The organism is Acetivibrio straminisolvens JCM 21531, assembly GCF_000521465.1.
In the GTDB taxonomy this organism is placed as follows: Bacteria; Bacillota; Clostridia; order Acetivibrionales; family Acetivibrionaceae; genus Hungateiclostridium; species Hungateiclostridium straminisolvens.
Map to the genome: position 1 here is coordinate 1 of NZ_BAVR01000052.1, position 26,556 is coordinate 26,556.

The following is a 26,556-nucleotide window of genomic DNA, read 5'->3' on the forward strand; positions in this document are numbered from 1 at the left end:
CCCAACCGGATTCCAATTGTCGGGACCTTTTAATATATTCTCAGGAGTGAATTTTGCAGCTTCGGCATCTGATAACTGTCTTCTGGATGAATTAACGGCTGCTCCGGGGCCTGTGTTTTTGTATTCAAAAAAACGTGCATTTTCAGGTGCATTACCACTCATGCTGGTCCAGCCAACCTCTCTTATATGATCACCCAAATAACATGTTTTGTAAACTACATATGCATTGGGACGCCAAGGCCTTCCTAAATATGTGGAATTTTTTGGTGCGCTGCTTGTTAAGTTGCAATTTAAAAACAGGAATCCGTAATTTTCGATATCAGTGCTTGCAGCAGTGACATATCCGCCTTTTGGTGTCGAAATAATTTCGCATTTGTCAAACACAGCTGTTGCACCGCCAAATATAAAATCTGTGTCGCCTATAATCTTGCAGTTCACATAATATTGCCTTCCCGAATGGGCATACAAAGTATCCTGATTTCCGATGAAAATACAATTTTTGATTATTTGTCTGTCACCACGAATATAAGCGGCTACAGCTTGCTTGTCGTTTACATTGATACTTTCATCAAAGGAATTTTCAATTGTGAGATTTTCAAGAATTGCATCGGTTCCATAGAGATAGAATGATGCAGAACCGGATGTACCGTATGTGGTACCGTCGGGTTTTAGTTTACCGGCATAATTGTCATATGTAATAATTGTTCCTGTATTGCTTTCTCCGATGAGATGAATATTGTTTTTTCTGATTGTAACAACTTCTTTGTATGTACCGTTCTTGATAAATATAACAGTTTTTTTTGAATTGTTTGACGGTATTGAGTCAATTGCCTCTTGTATAGTTTTGAAATTACCTGTACTGTCTTTGGCAACAATTATATCTGCATTAACTGCAGAGAAAGATACAAGCGGGATGTTGTTTGTAAGTAAGACGGTCAGGCAAAGATTAATGCATAGCAACAGAAATATTTTTTTGCTTTTTTTCATATTCTTTTCCTCCATTTATTATTTTTATATCTTTTACTTTTAAGATTCGAGGCTTAAGCGATATTTCAGTGGGAATTTATAAAATAAAGAAGACTATTTATTAAAAATATAGATAAAGTAGCGGATTAATTCAAGAGACAGAAGAAAAATATTCACTTTAAAAGATGATATAATAAACATCAATCGATGACAGATAGCCGGAAGCATAAAATTCTAGGCATTTTCATGACACGAGATAAGGGATACCATATAGGAATCCCTTATCTTGTGCCTTTTTGCATGCATTTTCAAGTTTTCTTGGATTTACTTTCGTTAATTTTGGGTTATTTCGAGTTTATCGATATTGGGACCTCCATCTGATGATGTGGCAGTAACTCTGATCTTATTTACTCCTGAATTTAAGGATGCAGTTATGCTCTTTGTTTGCCATTGTGTCCATGCTCCTGTTCCTCCAAACACTACATTGGATGCAACAACATTACCGTTTACACTTACATCAACCGTCCTATTTGATGAAGTTCCATTTGCATATGTGAGCGTCAATGTATATGTTCCTGCATTAGCCATGTTCACTGTCCATTCGATATATCCGCCGGGTACATTATCGTAATTTACATAGCCTGTTCCTGTATATCCTGCATTCTTTGCTTCAAATATAGCTCTGCTAAATACTGCATCTTCAGCCTGGTAAGTTGCAGTTCCGTTATATGGCAGTGAAATGATCGAGCCCAATATGAATCTTTTTAATACTGCGTAATCAGTTGAGTTCACTTTACCGTCAAGATTAACATCTGCCGCTTTAATCTGCTCATTTGTTAAACTGATCGAATCAAGAAGGAATCTTTTCATTAAAGCATAGTCAGTTGAATTTGTTTTGCCGTCACTATTCAAATCTCCGTATATTATGCTTATTGGTGTAGGTGTTGGTGTAGGTGTGGAGGTTTCCGGTTTGCCTAATGTTGCTCCTGCGCCCGCTTCAATCTTTTCTTTAAGTCCGGCAGTCGATTCGACAGTATATTTGTAGGGAGGAGTAAAAGCAATACCGTTTCCGGTTGTTCCGGTGCAGTTTCCTATAAATAGATCATTAATGCTCTGGAGCACGGAATTTGGAGAGGAGGTGCTAAAGTCAAAGCATTTTTTGTGTTTACAAAGACATTGCCTTCAGAGCGGATGTTTGCATCGTAGCCGCAGCGAATGGCATAATTGTTGCCGGGGGCATCGAACAGGTTGTTGAAAATATGGACCTTTCCGAAGCGGACACGGGGCATACGCTCTGTTACTCCCTTTGAATACCAGTTGTGATGATAAGTTACCCTGAGCTTTCCTGCGTCTTGCGATGCGTTGCTGTCGCTGTGCCCAATCAGCCCTCCGAATGTGTGGCCTCCATCTCTTGAAAACCAGTATTTGCACCAGGATATGGTTATGTAATCACTTCCGCGTTTTATGCTAAGGTTTTCGTCAGTTGAATCACATAAATCAAGGTGGTCAAACCAAATATGATGGGAATAGTCCGTAACAGATACGGCATCGCCATCTGCACCGTTGCCTTTTATTATAAGGTTTCTCAATATGACGTTGGATGAACCTTTAAACGTCCAACTACCTGTCGTCGCACCGGGTAAACCGATGATGGTTTTGTTGGATCCTACGGTATAGTCGCCGCCGATATTTCCTTGTACATAAATAACCCTTGGGGTATCACCTTTGACAAGTTGCTGGAGTTCACTTGCACTCGTTGCAATTACAGGCGTAACATTTCCGCCACCTGTGGTTCCTCCGGCTTCCGATGCCCAGCCTATAGGCCTATCTAAAGGTGATGCGGTTTGTGCATAAGTTGTGGCTGTAAATAAAAATGCAGTTATTACTATTGAGGCCATTAATATTAAAGTAATGTGTTTTACAAAACTTCTAGACATGATAGATTAACCCCCCGACTTTTGATTTTAATTTTTTTATATTTTAGATTCGAACCTTTCATTACTTAAGATTCGTATCTTAATTAAAATTTCAGCGGGAATTTAGAAAAATAAATTAAACTTTTTATACTCCGCAAAATGCAATTTATCATATTTGGCTTCTTGCTCAAATTTGCTTTTTAAACAGATTACCCGCTATAACTATACTTCTGATGAGACAGGCAGACGGATTGAACCTTTACTACATGTATAATGGACATGCAGATGTAACTGCCCTGGTAGATGCATCTAGCGGCAATGTTAGAGCAACATACTATTATGATGCATTTGGAAATATACAGGAAGAGAAGTATTATACAGCATCCGGTCAGGAAACTAATGTGCCGATTAACAACAACATAATGTATGCGGGCTATCAGTACGATAAGGAAACGGGACTGTATTATCTCAATGCAAGGATGTATGACCCGAAAGTGGCAAGATTCTTGCAGGAGGATACGTATAGAGGGACAATTAATGATCCGCTTACTTTGAATCTATATACTTATTGTGCTAACAACCCAATTACGTATGTTGATCCAACAGGACATGTTATCGGATATTTTGATGAAAATGGGAAATGGGTAGGATATACTGGCTCATGTAATCCTTCGGCAGGATATCATTTTGGATGGATTGGCAACTTTTTTGCAATGACCAATTCACTTACTGGGGAACAGACTATAATAGGAACCAGAGAGATACTTGGAGATGGTACAGTAGTAATTGGTAATAATCGTAAGACAGCAAATGAAGCGCTTAATGCTCCCTTAGTTGGTGCAAATTATATGAAAGCTACTGCTAAGCACTTCGTATTGGGTGATTATACTGAAGAAGTAACTCTTTTAGGTATTATAATTCAGATTGGACTTGGGTTTACTGGCTTGGATCTGCCAGGGGATATAAGAGATTTAAGTTCAGATATTGTTAATTGGAAATCGACCCCGGAACATATATTGAAAACTATCGTGGATGCAGTTGCTCTTGCGCCAATAATAGGTTCTTTGAAGTATGGTGATGAAGTTGCAATCCTATTCAAAAAAGGTGATAAAGTAGTTGAGGTAGTAAAAAAAGTTGATGAAACTACCAATATTTTGGCAAAGAATAGTGATGAAATAGCTGAGATAATAAAGAAAGTTGAAAAAGCTGATGACTTGGCAAAGAACAGCGATAAAATAGTTGAGGTAGTAAAGAAAATTGATAAAGCAGGCGATTTAGCAAAGAACGGTGATGAAGCAGCTACAGTAATAAAGAAAGCTGACAAGGCTGAAGCTGTTATGAAAAACAGTGATGAAGCGGCTTCAGCAATAAAGAAAGCTGATGAGGTTGCAGAGCAAGCTGGCAGGGCAGAAGTTGGCAAAGTCAAGCCTTATCAGATGTCCAATGCTGAGTTGGTGCAGGAAATGGCAAACAGAGAAAATAATACAATGAATAGGAAATTATCAAATGCAGGTAAACCTATTTATGGAAGCAATGCGGGTACCAAAAAGCACTCTTATGCAGCAGAATTGCTAAATAAATATCAAAAATTATTTGGGGATAGAAGCCTTGAGGTAGAAAAGAATTGGTTGAACAATGCGAGTGTTAATGGTAACTTAAAAGGTAGTGTCCGACTTGATGTATATGATCGAATAATCAAAAAAGTATATGATTATAAATTTGTTATGCCCAAAAATACGGGTAAAGGGCTTAAAAAGAGTCAGATAAATAAGATAATTAATCAAGGTCCAGAAGGATTGACGATCGATGATATTATTGAAATTAATCCAAGATAGGAGATGAGATAATGAATAAATTTTCAGCAAGCGACAAGAAGAAAATTACGAAGGATTGGCAAGTATTATTTCCTGAGTTGGGAATTTATAAACCTATGCATCTACTCAATAGATTAGGGCCTATTCTTGTTGGAATTGCTCTTGAAACGGATTCGGGAAATTCATACTATAAGCCATTATTTCATGTACATAACCTTTGCAGAGAGTTCCTGCTGTTAGCTTAACACTGGTTGAAAATTTGGAAAGGGAATATGTCAAATTGTCGTGGCATGAGAGAAAGCACAAAGAGTTGGCGATAGTTATGAGGGAAAAGGCACGTATACCATTCTCCGGTGATGTAACAATAGAGAGTGTTATGAAGGGATATGAAGACTATTTTGAAATCCCATGCTTGGCTGAAAAGATTGAGTACGAAGATTATGCATTAATAGCAGGCTGGAGCGGTGATATTTCAAAAATAAACCGTGCATTGGATGTTGTTAAGTCTTCTCTAAAGTCGTGGCCGGAAGAAAGGTACTTTAAGAAGTTTGGAGGATTTGACAATTGGTTTGCCACTTTAGAAAAAAGAGTAATGGATAAAGATATGTTACATAGCATTGTTGAAACACAAATTGCACAGTTAAAAGTTGAAAAATTACCGGTAAGAAATCTCATAATATAATTAATCATGCATTTCAAGAGATGAAGGCAGGCGTATGGAAATTGAAATTTAGGTACAAGTTCAAACTGCCTGTTGGTGATGCAGTCAAAAGATGTGGTATTGAGCGTAGTTGGAAAAGATTGAAGAATCAATCAAGTGGGTGCAGAGAAGTGTGAAGGAAAATTAACAATATGGCAGATTTGTAAGGGATTATTATAATATAACCCTGCATGATATAATAGAGCAGGAAGAGACTGTTTTTGCAGTAGAGACTGCTAATGGTTCCAAATATAGTTAAATGCATAGCTGTGAATGTGGCTCGAAAAAGTTAAAAAGATTGACGATATTACGCAAATTGATGAAATTTCAATAATAGCAATAAAGGATCTTGCAATAAATAAGTTAAAGATTAAAGCAACGGATTTTGCTAATCCGGAGTTGTTTGAAGCATTTGACAGAGTAGAATGATAAAAGGATTGTTTATGCTTAAAATGTAATACAAGCTTAAGGCATAAAAGGACTATAATGAGGTTTATTTTTATAAATACGTTGAAAATCTACGTTTTAAATGAGCTATATAACAGGAAATATTATTTTTCATTTGTTATGAATAATAATCAAATTTGAGCAAAATCTATGCCCGAGCCCTCAAGTATGGCGTTTTCAAAATTTCAATGCTTCTATTTTCAAACATCGCTAAATCGGTTTATATGGATATGATATAATATATGTAAAATAATCAGATATTTTTCCAAAAAGGAAGGCTGGTTTTATGAAAATAAATCTGCCGTATTTAATTGCTTTTTTGGCTTTATTGATAATTGAGATAATTATCGCACTTTTTGTAAGAGATGCTATCATTAGACCGTATGTAGGTGATGTTCTTGTAATTATTCTGCTTTATACCTTTATAAGAGGAATTTTTCAAAAACCTTTAAAATATTTACCTGTATTTTTATTTATCTTTGCTTTAGCTGTGGAAATAGCTCAATATTATCAAATTGCGAGGTTACTAAATTTGCAAAGCAATAAAATAGTTTCGACGATTATAGGAAGTACTTATGATATTAAGGATATCGTGTGCTATTTATTAGGAACTGTTATTTTAATCATATGGGAAAGGTTAGAAAAAGCTAAAGTGCCGGGATAAGCTTTTATATCGGATGATAGTTAACATATATTATTATTTGAATATAGTATTTTTTTGTAATCACATTTTGAATGGAGGAAAACTGCGGTGAATGCTTCTATGACGCATAGAAAAGTATTTTTTGGGATGACTGCTATTTTAATAATTTTACTTTTCTCATGCCAGCCAACAATAGATATAGAAATAGAAGATTACGAGAATTTTGCTTTGTATCCGGTTAGACAGGGTTCTAAATATGGTTATATTGACAATAAAGGAAATGTAATAATAAAACCGCAGTTTGAGCTTGCCCTTGATTTTAGAGAAGGTCTTGCGGCAGTAAGAAAAAATGTAAAGATGGGATATATCAGCAAAAGAGGAGAACTTGTAATAGAACCCAAGTTTTATGAAGCAGGGAGTTTTAGTGAAGGCATTGCAGCAATTGACATTAAATCTAATTAGCCTCCTTATTATAGGCTTGGCGGTTTTTATTGACAAGGAAGGTAATATCATTAAGCAACCAATTTACTTATCATCAAGAATGTTTCACGATGGGTTGAATTGTGTATCTATTTCGGGAGACAAATATGGATAGATTGATAAAAGCTTTAATATGATTATACCTGAGCAATTTGAATATGCATTAAATTTCAGTGAAGGTTTGGCTGGAGTTTCATTTGAAGATGAAACAAGTTGGGGCTACATAGATATAGAGGGTAAACTGGTGATTGATGATAAGTTTTATTCTGTAAACTACTTCAATGAAGGGTTGGCACCTGTTAAATCAAAAGATACGTTACTCTGGGGTTATATTGATAAAAATGGTGAATTTGCCATAAATCCAGTATATATTGGAGCTGAGCTGTTTAGCGAAGGACTTGGCGGAGTCGGAATTGACAAGGGAAGATATGGGTTTGTTGATAAAGACGGGAATTTTGTAATAGAACCTATTTACGAACAAGTATCTTGTTTTCGCGAGGGTTTAGCAGCAGTAAAAATAGACGCTAATAAAGGTAAGAAATACAAAAAAACGAAATATAAGTGGGGATATATAAATAAATCAGGATAAATGGTGATTGAACCTAAGTTTGACGAGGCTTTACCTTTTTTTGATGGCGTTGCATTGGTAAGAGTAGGTGAACAACCACATTTGAAGGAAGGATATATTGATAAAATGGGGAATTTTATATGGGGACTAAACTAATTTCTTTAAATCACACAATTCAAAATCTGCAGCTTCAAAAAACATAATTTTTTTTAATTGCAGATATTGTATCTTGAATACTCAAAAAAATCAGCTCCCTAACAATAATTGTCTATCATTTTCTTCTATTCTACGCAAGAAATTTAACATCAATAAATTAGCATATATGTTTATTCGTATCAAGTGCAAAAACATATGGATATGATATTTGCCCAACGACACAAAAAAATAAACGGTCACGAATACATAATTAAAACTAGATATTAAAGATACAAAAAAGGGGGAGAATCATGTCAAAAAAAGTTTTAAGTGTATTGCTAATTGCAATGATGCTGATGACATCACTGCTTGTTACTACAATTATTTCATCAGCGGCATCATTGCCAACCATGCCACCTTCCGGATATGACCAGGTAAGGAATGGCGTTGCAAGGGGGCAGGTCGTAAATATTTCTTATTTTTCCACTGCCACAAACAGTACCAGAAGGGCAAGAGTTTATCTGCTCCGGGATATTCAAAGGACAAAAAGTACAGTGTTTTGTACCTCTTGCACGGTATAGGCGGCAGTGAGAACGACTGGTTCGAAGGAGGCGGAAACGCCAATGTTATTGCCGACAACCTAATTGCCGAGGGAAAAATCAAGCCTTTGATAATTGTAACACCAAATACCAACGCAGCCGGCAACGGTATAGCCGACGGCTATGAGAACTTTACAAAGGACCTGATTAATAATCTAATTCCTTATATCGAATCAAACTATTCAGTCTATACCGATCGTGAACATCGTGCCATTGCAGGACTTTCAATGGGTGGCGGACAATCGTTTAATATCGGACTTACGAATCTCGATAAATTTGCCTATATTGGGCCTATTTCGTCAGCTCCAAACACTTATCCCAATGAAAGACTGTTCCCTGACGGAGGAAAAGCGGCCAGAGAGCAATTGAAGCTTCTTTTCATTGCCTGTGGAACCAATGACAGTCTTATAGGTTTTGGCCAGAGAGTGCATGAATATTGTACTGCCAACAACATAAAACACACCTATTGGCTTATCCAAGGAGGGGGACACGATTTTGGTGTTTGGAAACCGGGGTTGTGGAATTTCCTCCAAATGGCAGACGAGGCAGGACTGTCCGGCGGCGGCAGCACCACTCCGACTCCGACACCTGGTCCAAGGCTAGCCAATACACGGATTGAAGCAGAAGATTATAACGATATTTATTCTTCAAGTATTGAAATAATAGGAGTTCCGCCTGATGGAGGTAGCGGAATAGGTTATATTACCAGCGGTGATTATCTGGTATTCAAGAATTTAGATTTTGGAAGCGGAGCAACATCATTTAAGGCTAGAGTTGCAAATGCACAAACTTCCGATATAGAACTGAGATTAAACAGCCCGTCAGGTACTCTAATAGGTACATTGTCGGTGAAATCAACAGATGACTGGAATACATATGAAGAGCAAACCTGCAGTATTAGTAAAGTTACCGGGGTAAATGATTTGTATTTGGTATTTAGAGGCCCGGTAAATATAGACTGGTTCACTTTTGGCATTGAAAGCGGTTCAACAGGTCTTGGTGATTTGAATGGCGACGGAAATATCAACTCTACAGACCTTCAGGCATTAAAAAGGCATTTGCTCGGTACGTCACCGCTTACCGGAACAAATCTTATTAATGCGGATGTAAACGGGAGCGGCAAAGTGGACTCTACCGACTATTCAGTGCTAAAAAGATATATACTCCGTATTATTACTGAGTTCCCCGGACAGGTAATGTACCTACACCTACACCAACTGTTACTCCGATAGGAAGTCCTATTCCTACAATTACAGGAAATACACTGCGCGATTATGCAGAGGCAAGGGGAATAAAAATCGGAACATGTGTCAACTCGCCGTTTTACAGCAATTCAGACCCAACATATAATCAAATTTTGCAAAAAGAATTTGCAATGGTTGTATGTGAAAATGAAATGAAGTTTGATGCTTTGCAGCCGCGTCAAAACAGTTTTGATTTCAGTAGAGGGGATAGGCTGCTTGAATTTGCTCAAAGAAACGGTATGCAGATGAGGGGACATACATTGATTTGGCACAACCAAAATCCATCATGGCTTACAAACGGAAACTGGACACGGGATTCATTGCTTGCGGTAATGAAGAACCACATTACCACAGTTATGACCCATTACAAGGGAAAAATTGTAGAGTGGGATGTGGCAAATGAATGTATTGACGATTCCGGCAATGGTCTAAGAAGCAGTATATGGAGGAATGTAATAGGTCAGGACTATCTGGACTATGCTTTCAAGTTTGCAAGAGAAGCAGATCCCGATGCGCTCCTTTTCTATAATGACTATAATATTGAAGACTTAGGACCGAAGTCCAATGCAACGTTCAACATGATTAAAAGCATGAAGGAAAGAGGTATACCCATTGATGGAGTAGGATTCCAATGCCACTTTATCAACGGAATGAGTCCTCAATATCTTGAAAGCATTGATAAAAACATTAAAAGATATGCTGAAATAGGTGTAATTGTATCCTTTACCGAAATAGATATACGCATATCGCAGTCGGAAAATCAATCAACTGCGTTCCAGGTACAGGCAAGCAACTACAAGGATCTTATGAAAATCTGTCTGGCAAATCCCAACTGCAATACCTTTGTGATGTGGGGATTCACAGATAAATACACATGGGTTCCGGGAACTTTCCCAGGCTACGGCAATCCATTGATTTATGACAGCAATTACAATCCGAAACCGGCATACAATGCGTTAAAGGAAGCACTTATGGGAAATTAATTGCAATTAACTAAATAATTAAAGTTCGAAGAGATATAAAAAATAATGATGCCGTAAAGCCGGCTTTTGAGTAAAAAACGAAGTTGGCTTTACGGCATAATATTTTATTTCCATGGCTTTGAGAGCTTATATTCTGGCTGTACTTGTATCACTTTTCCCTTTAGGTAGTTTAAAACCCCAGCATCGCTGCGAAAATCGAACTTCAGCTTGTATGCCCATAAAGCCTGATATTTGGCACCTAAAAGGCGATTAAAGCTGTTGATTCCGTATTTTCCGTCTCCTACTACAGGATGTCCGATATGGGCAAGGTGAGCCCGAATTTGATGGGTGCGGCCGGTATAAAGCTCAACCTCAAGGCTGCTGATACCTTCGCCGATATCCGGAAGCTCTTTGTAGGAGAGCACTTTATACCCTGTAACTATCTCAACCCCATTGTGGGACTTGGTATCTTTGATAAAAACTCTGCTTTTTCTCTCATCCTTCTCAAGGTATGCCTTCAAAATGTCTTCTCTTTTTTTCATTTTTCCCTTGACAAGGCATTGATAGTACTTGCCGATTTCTCCGTTCTTCATCTTTTTAAGCACCATATGAAGAGTGGCATTGTTTTTTGCTATCATAACAAGCCCGCCGGTGTTGCGGTCAAGTCTGTGGCAAAGGGAAGGGGTAAAGCCTGAATTTTCTTTAAATTCTCCCTTTAACCTAAGGTAATCCTTTACAAAATCAATAAGTGTATTTTCTGCCTGCGTCCTGTCGGGATGGACAGGTATCCCCTGCTTTTTGCTTACTATGAGAAGATTGCTGTCCTCATATGCCACCGTAAAAGCCGTCTCATAATTAAATTCTCCTGCTTTGGGCACACCATCTAAGATTTCATCTGTAATATATATATCCACACGGTCATTGAGCCTTACAATATGGTCTTCTTTAACCCGTGTGCCGTTTACCTTTATATCCTTTTTGCGAAAGGCTTTAAACAAGGCTCCGTTGGGGAGCCTTGGAAAGGTTTCTCTTAAAACTTTGTCAATTCTTTTGTTTGCCTTGTCTTCTGTAATTGTTATCGTACGCATAAATCTCCTTTACTACTTTTTATCATTTATTATTGCTTTTATTTTGTCAAGATATTTGTCTGAAATGGTTTCTGCCACGTCAGGCGTCACTCCTTCCGAGTAAACCCTGCAAAGGGGCATATCCGCATCGGGCAGGACAAGGGCCCAGCCGTTGTCCAAGATAAATTTCACGCCGTCTAAAAGCTCCACTTTTTCTTGGTCTTTTTCGGTTATAAGTGTTCTCATTACCCTGCCTTTTAGCTCCCACGGACAGAAAATCTTCTTTTTGCTGACATAGAAATCGGGTATTTCCTTAAGAGTTTCCGTCAATGTGGTATTATGCAGGCAGAAGAATTCGATAATTTTTACAAGTCCGGCAATAGCATCAAAGTTCAGAAGGAATTGATCCATGTTTTCGCGGTTTTTGAAAAGGTTGTGGTTTAACATTTGCTCCATTACTGCCTGCGGAGAGGTTTTTGTTCTTACAACCTTGCCGTTATACCGTTCGGCCAATGTTTCAATAATGGATGGTGCCGTTATGGGTACAACCACCTTTGAATTTGGAACTGACTTAAAGGTAATAAGGGATGTAAGGCAGAGGAGCAAATCGTCCTTTACCACATTGCCATTCTTGTCTATCAGCACCAGTGTTTCCCCGTTGCTGTCGATGAAAGCCGCGAAGCTCGCGTTATTGTTCTTTATCTCATCAATAATGGTGTCAACTTCGTTCAAATTGGCAGATGAAAAGCTTGCAACCTTGCAGCCTAAGTCTGTGAGCATGGGCACCACAATGGAAATTACAAAATCCGACGGTGAAACTATGCAAAGCTTTGGGGGATTGTTTTTTATGGATTCAACATCCACATCATTTAAAATGGAACGCACATAATAGTTCTTAAAGTCCGTGATGTTGTTAAGCCTGCTGACTTCGTCGCCGGAGCAGCGTTTAAAGTCCTCCCGGGCAAAGGAATTCTCTATTTTCCTTTCCGTAACCCTGCTGATGCTCGCTCCTTTGGAGTCCATAAAATCAACTTTAAGCTTGTTTGGATTGTCCTCACTGAGCTTGATGTGAATTCCTCCCTCAACGGAAAGGAAATTGATTGCATGGCGGGACAAAGGAGTAAGAAGGCTACTTAAATTGAATACTTCCACACCCACCGAAAGGATTCCCGATATGAAGGCATGCTTGAACATTCTGGCCGAATTGGAGGTGGTGGAACTTACAACAACCTTGGAACCCTTTTTGAATATGGAACCGTACGCCGCGCCAAGCCTTGTTGCAAACTCGGGGATATATCAACGTTAATAATTCCGGAAAGACCGTTTTCACCGAAAATACTTTTTGAGTGTTTAGAACCCCAGATAATATTTCTATCTACTATGGCAAAGGGTTCAACGGTTTTTTGCGGCCATATTTTGACATTTGGCTTGATAACAACCCTTTCATTGATTAAGCAATTGTCTCCTACAATGGCATTTTCAAATATATGTACGTAGCGCTTCAGGTTTGTCTTGTTGCACAAAATAGCGCCCCGTATTTCGGAACCGTACTCAATGAAATTGCCATTCCAAATAACACTGCGTTTTACAGAACTGTCCCGTTCAATTACATTATTGTTTCCGATAACGCTCAAGCTGTCAATTACGGCACCGCCTTCTATACGGCAGTTGTCTCCGATAACACAAGGAGGATTAATTACTGCATCAGGCTCGATGATTGAACCTGTACCAACCCACACACCTTTTTCTATTTCCGTTGCGTTTATATCAAGCTGGATTTTGCCTTCAAGGACATCGTAATGAGCCTGGAGATATGCCTGAAGGTCACCGATGTCACACCAATAGTCATCCATGACATAACCGTACATGGGCTCTTTCTTTAAAAGAAGATGGGGGAAAAGGTCTTGGCTGAAATCCACTTTTTTGCCCTTTTCCAGGTACTTTAGCACCTCAGGCTCCAAAATATAAGTTCCGGTATTTACAGTATCGCTGAAAACTTCTCCCCAACTGGGTTTTTCCAAAAAGCCGGTTATGGCTCCGTACTTGTCCGTAATAACTACACCGTATTCAAGGGGAACATCAACCCTTGTCAAAACCAGAGTGGCCTTTGACTTTTTCATCCTGTGATACTCGACTGCTTTGGTAATATCCATATTGGTCAGGGAATCCCCGCTTATTACTATAAAAGTTTCGTCAAGGAAATCTTCTGCATTTTTTACGCTTCCTGCTGTCCCAAGAGGAGTATCTTCGGTAAAGTAGGAAATGTTCACTCCAAAATTGGAACCATTTCCAAAATAATCCTTAATCTTCTGGGGAAGATACATGAGTGTAACTCCGATGTTTGTAATTCCATGTTTTTTCAGCAAGTTAATTATGTGCTCCATAATTGGAATGTTCATTATTGGGACCATAGGCTTGGGCAAATCGCATGTGAGAGGGCGAAGCTTGAGCCTTCCCCGCCGGCCATTATAATAGCTTTCATCTAAGGATCATCCTTTCACTTTACTGATGCTAGTAAAACTTGGTTTGTACCAACTGTTGACAAAAACAGAAGTCCGATTATACCTATAGTATTTGTGAAAAACACAAAAGTAAATCAAAAAGGTAAAGTTACAACTGCGGATACATTGCTCAATATTAATTATAACAAGATATAGCAACAAACATAATATATTTATTTATATTCAATATAAGCGAAAAAAATCCTTTATTAATTGGTTGAAAAATAAACTAACAACCGCTATATAAAAAATATATTGCTCAAAAGGGTTTACTTGTAACATTTTTTTTTATATAATTGCCAATATGGAAATATGCCTTTTTATAGCAAGTATCGTACATAAGTTAATTTGTTCAGACATTTATTTTGACTTTATAATTCGGGCATAAAATGTTACAATTAGGAGTGTCAATTGAGAGTAGGAGGGAATTGAATGCAAAAGAAGAAACCTGCTTTATTTTCGGTCATTCTACCTTCTTAATTGCCTGTATCATGATCAACTCTTCAATAGTATTTGCATCTTCAGGAGTTTTGAAGGAGGGAATGAGCGGAAGTCAGGTTACAGCACTGCAAAAGGATCTTAACACGCTGGGATATCTTGATGTAAGTCCTACGGGATATTATGGGAGCCTTACAACAGCGGCAGTTAAGAAGCTGCAGAAAAACCACGGACTGAAAGATGACGGCATCGCAGGACCGAACACTTTCTCCCTTATCAAAAAGCTGATAAACGAAAGGACTGCTTCAAGGTCTTCGGGCAGCACCGCGTTGAAAGAGGGAATGAGTGGGAGTAGTGTGACAGCTTTGCAGAAAGACTTAAAGGCTTTGGGTTATCTAAATGTAGAACCCACAGGATATTATGGAAGCCTAACAAAAGAAGCAGTGAAGAAGCTTCAGGCAAAGCATGGTCTCCAGCAGGACGGAATTGCAGGGACCAACACTTTGGCATTGATTGACAGACTTATGGGAAGAAGCGGTAGTTCTGCTTCACAACTCTCGACTGCAGCAACCAGAGGAGGTATTGAAAAAAACAATTACCTTTATTCCTGGTTCGGTAATGCAGAGAATATTTTTAAGAAAGGTGATACAGCACAGGTATATGACATAAAGACAGGGCGCACATTCAATATAAAGAGGACTTACGGCTATAACCACGCAGACTGCGAGACTTTGACCGCTAAAGATACGGAAATAATGCTAAGTATTTATGGCGGTAGTTGGAGCTGGGAAAGAAGACCGATAATCATCACTGTCAACGGTAGAAAAATGGCAGCTTCGATGGCAGGAATGCCCCATGCGGGAGTTGACAGTGCACCGGCGGAGGCATATGTTAAGTCGAGAAGCGGAGGCTATGGTGCAGGGGATAATCTTGATGCTGTTAAGAACAACAACATGAACGGAGTGTTCGATATTCACTTTTTAAACAGCAAGACCCACGGTACCAATAAGGTGGATTCAAACCACCAGAAGGCAGTAAAGGAAGCGGCAGAGTGGGCCTCAAAAAATAATTTCTAAGAATACATAGGTTTAAATTTAAAAAAAGGGATACCGCCAGAGGGTATCTCTTTTTCGCGGATATTTTAATTTAAGCCCGTTTTGTTGGGTATGGTAAATTTTACATTGGAGCCGATACATATAAAAAAGGTATTATAAAAGGATAATAAGGTTGAGAATGGTTTTTGATATAAGCTTTAGAAGGGGGAACGGCGATTTTATGAGTTTTTACAGCGAAATTAGCAAATACTATGATTATATTTTTCCTGTCGGAGAAAATCAATTGAATTTTATCAAGGATTGCGCAGGAAGTCCCGGCGGCAAAATCCTTGATGTGGCCTGCGGCTCGGGGGGATACTCGATTGAACTGGCAAAAGCAGGCTATGTGGTGACAGCTGTCGATCTTGAGGATGAAATGATAGAAAAAGTAAAGCTGAAGGCAGCGGAAAACAGCCTTTCGATAAATGCTTTTAAATGTGATATGAGGGAGCTTGAAGAAAAGATCAGGGAACGGTTTGATGCCATATTCTGCATAGGCAATTCCCTGGTGCATCTTTCAAATCTGAAAGAAATAACCGGTGTTCTTGCGAAAATGAGGCGTTTACTGAAAGAAAAAGGCTGCCTTGTGCTTCAGACGGTAAACTATGACAGAATAATCAAGTACAATTTGGATGGACTGCCAACAATAACGAATGATGAATTTGGCCTGGAATTTATAAGAAAATACAAATTCAAAAAAGAAAACAACACCATAGAATTTAATACTTCCTTGAGGATCAAAAGGGGAGATTCTCATGAAGAGTATAATAATTCTGTAGAGCTGTTGCCCCTAAAGAGCGATGAACTTGCTGCAGCCCTTCACGAAGCGGGTTTTGCCACCTTTGATTTCTATGGCGATTTTAAATACTCGGTTTATACGGAAGATTCTCCTTCCCTGGTGGTAAGGGCCCGATAGGATGCAAAGGATAAATAGGGGCGGACTAAAGAACACTATACGGGAGAAGATATGCTGGTAAGACTTGGTTATGTTGCGATGACAATGAACTTAAAAAACTGTTCGCCTTCAGGTACCGTTACCGTAAAAACCCTTACAGGATTGACCGGCGATGAAACAAGACTTTATAAATTGCGGAAGGTTACCGAGGCCAATCTTCACAACACATTGAGAATACTTAGATACAATAAGGCTTATAATATCCATGTATATCGCTTTACGTCAAAGCTTGTGCCCCTGGCCACACATCCCATGGTATCCCACTGGGACTATGTTGGAGAGTTTAAGAATGAGTTTCAAAGCCTTGGGGACTTTGTAAAGGAAAACGGTTTCCGGGTAAGTGCCCATCCTGACCATTACACCTTGCTGAATTCACCTTCAAAGGAGGTTCTGAAGGCTTCGGTGCGGGATCTCGATTACCATGTAAAGCTTTTTGAGGCAATGGGACTTGAGGATTACAGGTACAAATTGGTAATGCATGTAGGCGGGCTCTACAAGAACAAGCAGATGTCTATAGAGAGATTTAAGGAAAACTATGCTTACCTTCCTCATAGAATCAAAAGAAGGCTTATCATTGAGAATGATGACAAGATATATACTGCCCGGGACGTACTGGATATCTGCAGGGAAATAAACGCCCCAATGGTCCTGGATGTCCATCATCATAATTGTGTAAACAATGGAGAGAGACTTGAAGAAATGTTGGGGGAAATATTTAATACGTGGAAAGATGAGTATTTTCCTCCCAAAATACACTTTTCAACACCGAAAAGCAGTGAAAATTTCAGGAGCCATGCCGATGATATAGATGTAAACGAGTTTTATCGTTTTTGCAGATTGCAAAAGGGTTTAATAAGGATTTTGATGTTATGATTGAAGCAAAGAACAAGGATGATGCATTGTTAAGACTTTCCCGGGAGTTAAAGGATTCGATGATATCAGGTGGATAGATGAAGGCCACTTCGAAATTCAATAATTATTATAGTTCCGGCTATTTAGGAAGGTAGATTATTGAAAAAACAATTCCGGAGAATAAAGGCTTTATGGAGGTGTAAAGAAAGTGGAGGGAACCGATGCCGGAAAAATAAAGTACTCGGATATACTTATTGAGACAATCAGAAATGCCAGCAGGCAAATGAGTTTTGATGAGTATGCAAAAGTAACTGGTCTTGATAAGGAATTTATTTTTGCGATACTAAACGGAGAGATTGAAGAAGTGGACAAAGAGATATGGGACAGGCTGTCTTTAAAGAACTGACTGTTAAATTCTAAAGCTTCTGGTGGATAGCCGGAAGCTTTTAATATAGAATAAAAATTATGAAAGAAAAAGGATTATAGCTATATTTGTCGAATTATTATTACATTAAGATTGCTTAAAATGACTTGTCTAGTAATATCTACGGAGCTTAAGGAATGACCGGGTTCGCATGAGTTTTCAGATAAATTTAAAAACAAATATGGACTTCAATATACATTTCGCATTTTACACTATATAGAAATAGATAGAGATAAACGATTAATATTATATGAAGAAGTGGAGGTATATTGTATGAAAATATCAAGGCATACACTTTTGGTGTCATTCCTTTGTTTTCTAATAATATTGACCGGCTGTAATTTTGAGGGGAAGGTAAAGATCCCCAACGAATACAGCCGCGTGCAGGCTGCTGAAATAGAAGAACCTGACGAAGATGTAGAAATAGAATTTTGGACATATAATGATGGCTGGAGAGCGCCTATAAGCCATTTTGAATCGATTCATCCCAAAATAAAGATTAACCATGTAAAATTTGATTTTGACAGCATTGGCAGTGAATACAAGAAAGCGTTGGCAGCGGGAGAAGGTCCCGATATATTGTTTTTTGACAGTGCTTACTACAGTCAGTTTACCACAGGGGAATATCTTGAAGATTTATTGAAAGAGCCATATTATGCAGGAAGGTATGAAAAAGATTTTCCGAAGGACATATGGGAAAGCAATAAATCAATTGACGGAAAACGTCTTTTGGCAATGACCTTTTTGACGTCACCGATTGTAACCTATTACCGTTGGGATATAATGCAGGAAAACGGTTTTCCTTCGGAACCCGAAGAGGTTGCAAAATTTATTGAAGAAAGTGAAAACCTTATGGCTATATCAAAAAAATTAAAAGCCAAAGGCCAATATATTTTCCAGATGCCTATAGATATTATAAACCTGGCCGGTAGTTATTCGGGGATATTTGATAAAAATTTAAATTTTGTAAGAAATTCCGACTTGTTTGTTAAAGCACTGGATATAGCAAGGGAAATCAAAAATCAGGATCTTGCAATTGGTGCAAATATCGTGGAACCAAGGGCAAAAGAGGCTATTGAAAACGGAGAACTGGTTATGGTACTGGGTGTTGGGTCATGGGGAACCAATACTATAAAGAGTTATGCACCTGAGCAGGCAGGCAAGTGGAGAGTGACCGCACCGCCTCTGGGGTTAAAGGCATGGTATTCGGACAGCAAGCTTGCGATCAATGCCCAAAGCCAAAATAAAAAATGGGCATGGTTGTTTGTTGAGTATGTAGCAACCCAGCAGGAGGGCGGGGAAAATATCGATATGATTTCCGGATATTATCCTGCAAGAAGAAATCTAAAAGTTATGCTGAGGGAAAACGAATATTTCGGCAATCAGCTTATTCAGCCTCTGATTGAGGATTTGGCAGAAGAAATGGTTCAATACAGACAGACTCCCATGGATGACAGAGCCTTGGAGATATTTAATGCTGAAATATTCAAGGCTATTGAAAGTAATGTTGATTCCGAAAAAGCTATAAAGGATATTTCAAATAAAATTGAAGATGAGTTGAAAAAGGAACGTGAAGCTTTACTTAAGAGAAAATAGCGGGTAAAATAAACGTATCAATACATAAAGAGCAAGGAGAAAGACGCTATGATAACATCAGTGGCTCTAAATCCCGCATTGGATAAAATTTATTTTGTTGACAACTTTGAACCGGGAAAAATGTTCAGGGTGCAGGATATGGTGAAGTCGGCCGGCGGGAAAGGTGTAAATGTCGCACGGGTTGTCCGTATGATGGGAGAGAGTGTCCGGTTGATAGGCTTTAAGGGAGGAGAAGCAGGAAACTGGCTGGAATCGGAGATTAAAAAGATTGGCATCTGTACAGGTTTTGTTGAAGTTAGTGGAGAAACAAGGACAAACAACAATATTATAGACCGGGCAAGGGACAATGAAACCGAGGTACTGGAGCCAGGTCCTTTTATTTCCGGTGAGGATATGGAAAGGTTTATGACAGTTTATAAAGAGGCGCTGGCCGACTCTAAAGTTGTTGTGCTGTCAGGCGGGCTTCCTCAAGGGGTGCCTGCAAATTATTATAAAACCCTTATCGAAGAGGCAAAGCCTTTTGATGTTCCTGTGATACTTGATACCGGCGGGGAGGCTTTGAGTGAGGGTATAAAAGCAAAGCCCCATGTGATAAAACCAAATTTAAGGGAATTGAGCAATCTTGTTAAAAAAGAATTGAGAGATACGGAAGAAATCCTTGAGGTGCTCGGAAAAATTAATGACGAAGGTATAGATATTGCAATGGTTTCCATGGGCGATAAAGGAGCAATTCTAAGCATGAAGGATTCGTGCATTAGAGTAAAAGTGCCGCATATAGATGCAGTAAATACTATAGCTCGGGAGATGCCATGGTGGCAGGTTTTGCAATGGGACTTGCAAAAAAGAAACCGCCTAAAGAGTGTTTGAAGCTTGCAGCAGCCTGCGGCATGAGCAATGCGCGCTTTCTGGAAATCGGTGTTGTGAATAAAAATGAAGTAGAGGTGCTAAAAGACAGAGTGGAGATTGAGAAAATATTTTAAGGACATATACTTTACATATTGCAAATATGCATATTTCTTAATATGTTGAGAGAAATTGAGCTTTAAGCGCGGAAATTCTTTTTCGCAGCATTTTTTATTTCATTCCTACCTAAAATAAGTTTTGAATCCTATGAAAATTCTCTATATTTATATTGCTTCAAGCCTGATTTTAATTTATTATCAGGCTTGATTACATTATTGCTTTACCTATATAATAAATGAAGGAAAAGAAAAATATACTTATAGGGTTGGATATAAAGTATACGAAAAGACCTGGTGTATTTGTATTCTATAAAATAATATTTGGAGGACTAAAATGGCAGATATTATTTCAACGCTTATAAAAGAATTTAATCTCAAACCTTTCCAGGTTGAAAACACTGTTAAACTTATAGATGGCGGTAATACCATACCCTTTATTGCAAGGTATAGAAAAGAAATGACGGGAGAGTTGAACGACCAGGTATTGAGGGAGCTTAATGAAAGGCTGGTTTACTTAAGGAACCTGGAGGCAAGAAAGGAAGAAGTTCGACGCCTGATTGAAGAACAGGGAAAGCTTACGGAAGAAATTACGGCATCTCTTGAAAAAGCAACTTCGCTTCGTGAGATTGAGGATATATACAGGCCTTTCAGGCCCAAAAGAAGAACCAGGGCAACTATTGCAAAGGAAAAGGGCCTTGAGCCTTTGGCCCAAATTCTTATGGCTCAGGAACTCAAAACCGGCAGTATTGAAGACGTAGCCAAACCCTTTATAAATCCTGAGAAGGAAGTCAATACTTCCGAGGATGCTATAAATGGAGCCATGGATATAGTAGCTGAGGACATTTCGGACGATCCGCAGATTAGAAGTGTTGTAAGGGACGCATTTATAAAGCAAGGAGTAATTGTTTCCAAAAAGAAGAAGGATGAGGATTCGGTATACAGAATGTACTATGATTTCTCCGAACCGGTGGCAAAAATAGCCAGTCATAGAGTTCTTGCAATAAACAGGGGTGAAAAGGAAGAGTTTTTGCAAGTCAAGATTGAAGTTCCCGAAGAAAGGTTGATGGAGAACCTTAAGTCCAAACTTATTAAGAAGCCTTTTTCGATAACATCGGAATATGTGGAAAAGGCTCTGATGGATTCTTATGAGCGCTTGATATACCTTCGGTTGAGAGAGAAATAAGAAATGAGCTTACAGAGACTGCCCAGGAGCAGGCGATAAAGGTTTTTGGCGCCAATCTTAAAAACCTTTTGCTCCAGCCTCCTGTAAAGGGGAAGACTGTTTTAGGCCTTGACCCTGCCTACAGAACAGGATGCAAGATTGCGGTGGTGGATGAGACGGGAAAGGTTCTTGATACTGCTGTAATATATCCCACTCCTCCCCAGAACAAGGTTGAGGAAGCCAAAAAGATGATGAAGCATCTTATTGAAAAAAACAATGTTGACATAATATCAATCGGCAACGGGACTGCTTCCAGGGAGTCTGAAATATTTGTTGCAGAGCTCCTAAAGGAAATTGACAGAAAAGTCTACTATATGGTAGTCAGCGAGGCGGGAGCTTCGGTTTATTCTGCTTCCAAGCTTGGGGCAGAAGAGTTTCCGGACTTTGATGTGGCTTTAAGAAGTGCTGTGTCCATAGCAAGGAGGTTGCAGGACCCTTTGGCGGAGCTTGTTAAAATAGACCCGAAAGCTATTGGTGTGGGGCAGTACCAGCACGACATGAATCAAAAGCGCCTGGGCGAGACTTTGGGGGGCGTTGTGGAAGATTGTGTAAATAGTGTTGGCGTTGACCTTAATACGGCATCACCGTCACTTTTGTCTTATATATCGGGAGTAAGCTCAGCAATTGCAAAAAATATTGTAGAATACAGGGAAACCAACGGTAAGTTCCGAAAAAGAGATGAGCTCAAAAAAGTGAAGAAGCTTGGCGACAAAACTTTTGAACAGTGTGCCGGCTTTCTTAGGATACCCGACGGGGATAATGTTCTTGACAATACTTCAGTACATCCCGAGTCCTACGAGGCGGCAAAGAAACTTCTTGACATCATGGGATACAGTCTTGAAGATGTGAAGCAAAAGAAACTTGACGGGTTAAAAGAGAAGGTCGAGAAAACAGGTATATCAAAAATTGCCGAGGAGATTGGTGTTGGAGTACCTACTCTCAGGGATATCATAAAAGAGCTTTTAAAGCCGGGGCGTGACCCCAGGGATGAGCTTCCCAAACCGATACTTCTTACTGACGTGCTGCATCTGGAGGATTTGAGACCGGGCATGGTATTGACGGTACTGTAAGAAATGTTGCCGACTTTGGTGCTTTTGTGGATGTGGGAGTTCACCAAGACGGGCTGGTTCACATATCGGAGCTTAGCGATAAATATGTGAGAAATCCTATGGATGTTGTATCGGTAGGGGATATAGTGAAGGTCAGGATACTGGATGTTGATGTTGAAAGAAAAAGAATATCTATGAGTATGAAGGATGTTAATTAAGATATTTTAATATTAATATTATTAAGATGGTTTATTTATAAAAATAGAAAAAGTTTTGGAAGAAGGTTTTGAAAATGAGTAGCATGGCTGTAAATATTAAAAAGCTGGCAAAAAGACGCGATATAATTATTGCCTTTGGAGTTGTGGCGTTTCTTTATTGCTTTATTGAATATAATTTGATATTTCCGGTGATTTTGGGTATTTCGTTCATAGGGGGCGGAAATTTTCTGGACAACACAATTCATATTATTCAACTAATTTTAGGGCTCTTTTCCAACGTAAGATATATACTCTACGGGATAGGGGCAATAGTGGTTATGGCCTTGTTGTGCGGATTGATTTTGTCCGGATGCCTTTACAAGATGAACAATTTTTTATCGAATAGGAAAAAAATGAAGGGGGAATTCCTTAAAGGTATTCAGAAGCACTTTCTTAGAGTGTCTGTGATATCCTTTGAAGTGATTCTTTTTTCGGTTTTGTTTGCCATATTTATGCTCATAGTATCGGTACCGGCTATAGCTGTTACAAGATCGTTTCTGGGGGGGAAGACGGAGCTTTTGGCCCTTACGATTTTATTTGATGTAATTACTTTGATGGTGTTATTCTTCGGATTTATGTTTTTTAGGATTTATATGGCATTCTGGTATCCGGCGGTATTTAATTTTAAAGACAGTTTTTTTTCCATTGGCAAATATGCTGCGGATACATATTTTTGGAAAATCGTTGTGATGTTTTTAAAATTCGATATAGCCTTTATACTGTTTGAATTTCTGATGATATATCTTAACTCTGTGCTGCCCGTAAGCGGAGCGGTAGTGTTTTTGCGAGTTTTGCTTTTGCTGTTTGTCAACTGGGCAGTGAAAACTTTGCTTTTCATTGTGATTACAATGGCTGTTTTTTCAGCGTTTCTAAAGTTTAAGAAAAAAATAACGGAATAAATATCAGTCGGGGAAGTATGAAAGAGTCTGCCTTATCATACTTCCCCGACAATGCTATATGGCGAAGTTGTGTTTTCCGATTACCTTTACAATTTTTCTTGACCATATCCATTTGCTGGTGGCAGTTCGCGGGTTGTAGTAGTATACTGCCCCTCCGGAAGGATCCCAGCCGTTTAATGCGTCTTTTGCAGCTTTGTACGCAGTTTCGTTGGGGGCAAGATTTATCTGTCCGTCAGCTACAGCATCAAAGGCACCCGGTTGATAAATGACACCCGCTATTGTATTGGGAAACCTGCTGTCCCTTGTCCTGTTGAGGACAACTGCGGCAACTGCCACTTGTCCGATATAAGGCTCACCCCGAGCTTCGCCATAGACCAGATGTGCTAAAAGGTCAAGGTTCCTGTTGCCCGACGGTTTGGCAGATGTTGTCTTGGTAGCTTGTCCGGTAGGAAGTCCTAAAGCAGCCAATGTTTCGGGACCTGCTATTCCGTCTACCTTCAGTCCGTTTTTTGCTTGGAATTTGCGGACTGCGGTATAAGTTTTATAACCGTAGATACCATCTATTTTTCCATCGTAATACTTCCAAATTGCAAGTTTATATTGAATGTTTTTAACTTCCTGCCCGGTTGAGCCGTAATATGACAAGGCAGCTCTGCTGTAACCGTATAAATTGGATAGCTCCTCCCGGAAGGTGATGGAGGCACTTAAAATTGACAATATTGTTATTGCTGCAATGACCAATAATATCCTCTTTCGCAAAGCCATTCTCCTTTATCAAAGATATTTTTATAAAGATTAATAAGTATTGTTAATGTGTGAATTAAAATATTATATGTTGTTATTTTGTCTATTTCTGATTTAAATTATTATATGTGGGAAAATATAATAAAAGGAAAATATTCGCTTAAGGGAAATACAGCAAAAAAGCGAGGAAACTTATTGTTACCTCGCTGTATAATTTATGCCTTATTTGCGTCAATTGCATTATTACTAAAAAAGATAATCGGTCTAGACGGATTTATCCGGCAAGCGAAAATATTCTTCAAATATTTCCGACACCAAAAGGTAGATAAGTACTATTAGTAAGAAGTCGTCATCAATTCCCTCTGCTATTAGTATAAATATCAAAAAAAGAAGGATTATTTCATCAGAATGCAGTCTTCGGGAAAACAGCATCGACAAAGGCGATTTTCTTACCCGTGGCATTTCATCAAAAGCAGTTTCATCCTTTTCATTTGGAAGAGGAATCTTTTCAACTTCCTTTGAGGTATTTGCCGGCAGGTCATCCGTATTTTCTGAAGAAAAGTTGCTGTCAGTCATATACGGAATGTTTTGTGCTGCAGCTGTGCCATATCTTCTGAATCTTGGATCCCTCTTGTATGTCATTATAGTGCCCCTTTCATATCGTTTTTTCAGGATCACTCATGAGCTTTGTTATCTGCGTTACTTGAAACAGTCTTATACAGTTGGAAAGCCTCTGCTGTCTACTATTGCTTAAAAAAGGCTTTATGGCAGTAAGCAGGTTTATTCTTGGGTCGTTAATATTTCTCATGGTGTCCATGATATCCTTTACTTTGCGCATCATTTCCACATTATCCTGAAGCTCATTTTTGCTGCTTTCATTTTCTATAGTATCAAGCTGTGGTGGCAAATCTTGGGCTTTTATTTGCATCGGAGGTCCCTCATCCGGAGGCTCCTGTTTGGGTGCGGCTTGAGCAGATTTCTCATTGCCTGAAGAGTTTGCCAGCATAGAAAGTAAGTTGGAAAGACCGTCGGACATTTTTTCATTACCGTTGAGCATTTCTGCAAGTTGCTTTAGTTTATTATTAAGATCATCACTCATTACCCTATCACCCCCCATAGATATCCTGATTTTACTCCCGGTATTTGGTGCAATGTCTGTTGTTAGGGCTTTCAGTTTTTTTCGAGAATTCCTTTCAATTTTTCAACAATTTCGTCACCATGTTCTCCGAGCATCTGTGAGAGCTTGCTAAGGTCCGCATCGGTGATTTTTTGACGTATTTCGTCTTTGTTGAGGTTAAACTCTTTTAGCTTTGACTCGTCAAATTCATTTATTTTTTCGATAAGCTCGTTTTTATCCATCTTGTTAAGCTTTCTTGAAAGTTCGTCCAAGTCTCCGTTTTTCAGCATATCTATTGCTGTATTTATTTTCTTCTGAAGCATTTTTTCATCCACTTTTCCAAGCAGTTCAGACAACTTCTTGTTGATATCAACCATTACAACCCAATCCTTTCGATTTTATTTTGTGAACCCGATATCAGAATAAATATAAGTCTTGATAAATTATTATCTAATAATTTATATTTGGGAGTGGGTAAAAATAGAACTAAAAAAAGAATCCCCCCATGGAGTGATTTTTGAAACCGTACTTCGAAAAAGCAACTTCGATTATTGAGAATTTACCAAGGGAGGGAATGGAGATTTTATTTAGCAGTAAAAGAGCTTAAGGAATATCAGAATAAAGAACAATATTGTATCATCATCTTTGCATGGTTTTTTACTGCCGCCTATTGCACTGCTGTCATAAAAAAGCAGAAGGAATATCAATATAAAAAATAAGAGCTCGGAATTATTTGTCCGCTTTTTTACATCTGACATGATTCTATACCTCCCGATTTATTATTCCTGCGGATGTTTACATAAGCCCAACAGTGTTTCAATAATTGCAGGTTACTATATTATATGTACCGGGAGAAGGAAGTGTTAATTGGTGTGTTGTGTTTTAGAAAGCATTAATTTAATATA

At 38.7% G+C, this 26,556-nt stretch carries 23 protein-coding genes and 5 pseudogenes; 18 read left to right on the forward strand and 10 right to left on the reverse strand.

Annotation, left to right across the window (positions count from 1 at the left end; all coding sequences use genetic code 11):
- The 3 genes from JCM21531_RS12935 to JCM21531_RS22275 all read right to left on the reverse strand — a co-directional run.
- The coding region (locus tag JCM21531_RS12935; RefSeq protein ID WP_038290527.1) for a pectinesterase family protein at nt 1-987 on the reverse strand (987 nt) is incomplete at its 3' end.
- Nucleotides 988-1,299: 312 nt separating this feature from the next.
- Nucleotides 1,300-2,088 carry a dockerin type I domain-containing protein gene (locus tag JCM21531_RS22270; protein WP_243467655.1) on the reverse strand — a complete coding sequence of 263 codons (789 nt, stop codon included), beginning with the start codon at nt 2,086-2,088 and terminating at the stop codon, nt 1,300-1,302.
- Nucleotides 2,058-2,903, reverse strand: a complete 846-nt coding sequence (locus tag JCM21531_RS22275) for a pectate lyase family protein (RefSeq protein ID WP_243467656.1) — start codon at nt 2,901-2,903, stop codon at nt 2,058-2,060. The genes JCM21531_RS22270 and JCM21531_RS22275 overlap by 31 nt, the downstream gene beginning before the upstream one ends.
- Nucleotides 2,904-3,109: 206 nt before the next feature.
- Between JCM21531_RS22275 and JCM21531_RS24900 the strand changes: the two are divergent.
- The 9 genes and pseudogenes from JCM21531_RS24900 to JCM21531_RS12975 all read left to right on the forward strand — a co-directional run.
- Nucleotides 3,110-3,496: pseudogene (locus JCM21531_RS24900) on the forward strand (RHS repeat-associated core domain-containing protein); the annotation flags it as partial.
- Between the two features lie 1,480 nt (nt 3,497-4,976).
- Entirely contained in the window at nt 4,977-5,378 is a 402-nt protein-coding gene (locus JCM21531_RS12955) for a hypothetical protein (protein ID WP_162149317.1), read from the forward strand.
- Nucleotides 5,379-5,669: 291 nt separating this feature from the next.
- Nucleotides 5,670-5,825: a hypothetical protein gene (locus JCM21531_RS19000; protein ID WP_157833684.1), complete on the forward strand. Its 156-nt coding sequence runs from the start codon at nt 5,670-5,672 to the stop codon at nt 5,823-5,825.
- 304 nt (nt 5,826-6,129) lie between these two features.
- Entirely contained in the window at nt 6,130-6,507 is a 378-nt protein-coding gene (locus tag JCM21531_RS12960) for a ribosomal maturation YjgA family protein (protein ID WP_038290536.1), read from the forward strand.
- Nucleotides 6,508-6,594: 87 nt separating this feature from the next.
- Nucleotides 6,595-6,948 carry a WG repeat-containing protein gene (locus JCM21531_RS17895; protein WP_054847106.1) on the forward strand — a complete coding sequence of 118 codons (354 nt, stop codon included), beginning with the start codon at nt 6,595-6,597 and terminating at the stop codon, nt 6,946-6,948.
- A gap of 133 nt (nt 6,949-7,081) precedes the next feature.
- Nucleotides 7,082-7,690, forward strand: a pseudogene (locus tag JCM21531_RS17900) (WG repeat-containing protein).
- Between the two features lie 290 nt (nt 7,691-7,980).
- Nucleotides 7,981-8,250 carry a hypothetical protein gene (locus tag JCM21531_RS22280; RefSeq protein WP_243467657.1) on the forward strand — a complete coding sequence of 90 codons (270 nt, stop codon included), beginning with the start codon at nt 7,981-7,983 and terminating at the stop codon, nt 8,248-8,250.
- Nucleotides 8,238-9,500, forward strand: a complete 1,263-nt coding sequence (locus JCM21531_RS12970; RefSeq protein WP_243467658.1) for a carbohydrate-binding protein — start codon at nt 8,238-8,240, stop codon at nt 9,498-9,500. The genes JCM21531_RS22280 and JCM21531_RS12970 overlap by 13 nt, the downstream gene beginning before the upstream one ends.
- 65 nt (nt 9,501-9,565) lie before the next feature.
- On the forward strand, nt 9,566-10,495 hold the full coding sequence (locus JCM21531_RS12975) for a glycoside hydrolase family 10 protein (protein ID WP_243467661.1): 930 nt from the start codon (nt 9,566-9,568) through the stop codon (nt 10,493-10,495).
- A gap of 104 nt (nt 10,496-10,599) precedes the next feature.
- Here JCM21531_RS12975 and JCM21531_RS12980 read toward each other — a convergent pair whose 3' ends face one another.
- Nucleotides 10,600-11,562, reverse strand: a complete 963-nt coding sequence (locus JCM21531_RS12980; protein WP_038290539.1) for an RluA family pseudouridine synthase — start codon at nt 11,560-11,562, stop codon at nt 10,600-10,602.
- Between the two features lie 12 nt (nt 11,563-11,574).
- Nucleotides 11,575-14,023, reverse strand: a pseudogene (locus tag JCM21531_RS12985) (sugar phosphate nucleotidyltransferase).
- 447 nt (nt 14,024-14,470) lie between these two features.
- Here JCM21531_RS12985 and JCM21531_RS12990 point away from each other — a divergent pair.
- The 9 genes and pseudogenes from JCM21531_RS12990 to JCM21531_RS13025 all read left to right on the forward strand — a co-directional run bounded on the left by JCM21531_RS12990 (nt 14,471) and on the right by JCM21531_RS13025 (nt 23,790).
- Nucleotides 14,471-15,556: a peptidoglycan-binding domain-containing protein gene (locus JCM21531_RS12990; RefSeq protein ID WP_243467659.1), complete on the forward strand. Its 1,086-nt coding sequence runs from the start codon at nt 14,471-14,473 to the stop codon at nt 15,554-15,556.
- Between the two features lie 199 nt (nt 15,557-15,755).
- Nucleotides 15,756-16,490, forward strand: coding sequence for a class I SAM-dependent methyltransferase (locus tag JCM21531_RS12995; protein WP_038290541.1), 735 nt, complete (start codon nt 15,756-15,758; stop codon nt 16,488-16,490).
- Nucleotides 16,491-16,541: 51 nt separating this feature from the next.
- Nucleotides 16,542-17,505: pseudogene (gene uvsE, locus JCM21531_RS13000) on the forward strand (UV DNA damage repair endonuclease UvsE).
- 84 nt (nt 17,506-17,589) lie between these two features.
- Nucleotides 17,590-17,787, forward strand: a complete 198-nt coding sequence (locus tag JCM21531_RS13005; protein WP_038290543.1) for a hypothetical protein — start codon at nt 17,590-17,592, stop codon at nt 17,785-17,787.
- Between the two features lie 291 nt (nt 17,788-18,078).
- A complete protein-coding gene (locus JCM21531_RS13010) occupies nt 18,079-19,401 on the forward strand; it encodes an ABC transporter substrate-binding protein (protein WP_038290545.1) in 1,323 nt (440 codons plus the stop codon).
- A gap of 48 nt (nt 19,402-19,449) precedes the next feature.
- Nucleotides 19,450-20,268, forward strand: a complete 819-nt coding sequence (locus JCM21531_RS13015; protein WP_279379063.1) for a 1-phosphofructokinase family hexose kinase — start codon at nt 19,450-19,452, stop codon at nt 20,266-20,268.
- A complete protein-coding gene (locus JCM21531_RS23925) occupies nt 20,229-20,381 on the forward strand; it encodes a hypothetical protein (RefSeq protein ID WP_279379064.1) in 153 nt (50 codons plus the stop codon). Before JCM21531_RS13015 ends, JCM21531_RS23925 begins: the two co-directional genes overlap by 40 nt.
- 316 nt (nt 20,382-20,697) lie before the next feature.
- Nucleotides 20,698-22,852 (forward strand): annotated as a pseudogene (locus JCM21531_RS13020) (Tex family protein).
- Between the two features lie 74 nt (nt 22,853-22,926).
- A complete protein-coding gene (locus tag JCM21531_RS13025) occupies nt 22,927-23,790 on the forward strand; it encodes a hypothetical protein (RefSeq protein WP_038290547.1) in 864 nt (287 codons plus the stop codon).
- 54 nt (nt 23,791-23,844) lie between these two features.
- On the opposite strand, the gene sleB is transcribed toward JCM21531_RS13025, so the two are convergent.
- The 5 genes from sleB to JCM21531_RS19340 all read right to left on the reverse strand — a co-directional run bounded on the left by sleB (nt 23,845) and on the right by JCM21531_RS19340 (nt 26,409).
- The gene (sleB, locus tag JCM21531_RS13030; protein ID WP_038290549.1) at nt 23,845-24,549 is read right to left on the reverse strand and encodes a spore cortex-lytic enzyme; all 705 of its coding nucleotides are present in this window, start codon (nt 24,547-24,549) and stop codon (nt 23,845-23,847) included.
- A gap of 249 nt (nt 24,550-24,798) precedes the next feature.
- Nucleotides 24,799-25,176, reverse strand: coding sequence for a hypothetical protein (locus JCM21531_RS13035; RefSeq protein ID WP_038290551.1), 378 nt, complete (start codon nt 25,174-25,176; stop codon nt 24,799-24,801).
- 13 nt (nt 25,177-25,189) lie between these two features.
- Nucleotides 25,190-25,633: a hypothetical protein gene (locus tag JCM21531_RS13040; RefSeq protein WP_038290553.1), complete on the reverse strand. Its 444-nt coding sequence runs from the start codon at nt 25,631-25,633 to the stop codon at nt 25,190-25,192.
- 71 nt (nt 25,634-25,704) lie between these two features.
- Entirely contained in the window at nt 25,705-26,028 is a 324-nt protein-coding gene (locus JCM21531_RS13045; protein WP_038290555.1) for a membrane trafficking protein, read from the reverse strand.
- Between the two features lie 210 nt (nt 26,029-26,238).
- On the reverse strand, nt 26,239-26,409 hold the full coding sequence (locus JCM21531_RS19340) for a hypothetical protein (protein WP_173400196.1): 171 nt from the start codon (nt 26,407-26,409) through the stop codon (nt 26,239-26,241).
- Between the last annotated feature and the right edge of the window lie 147 nt (nt 26,410-26,556).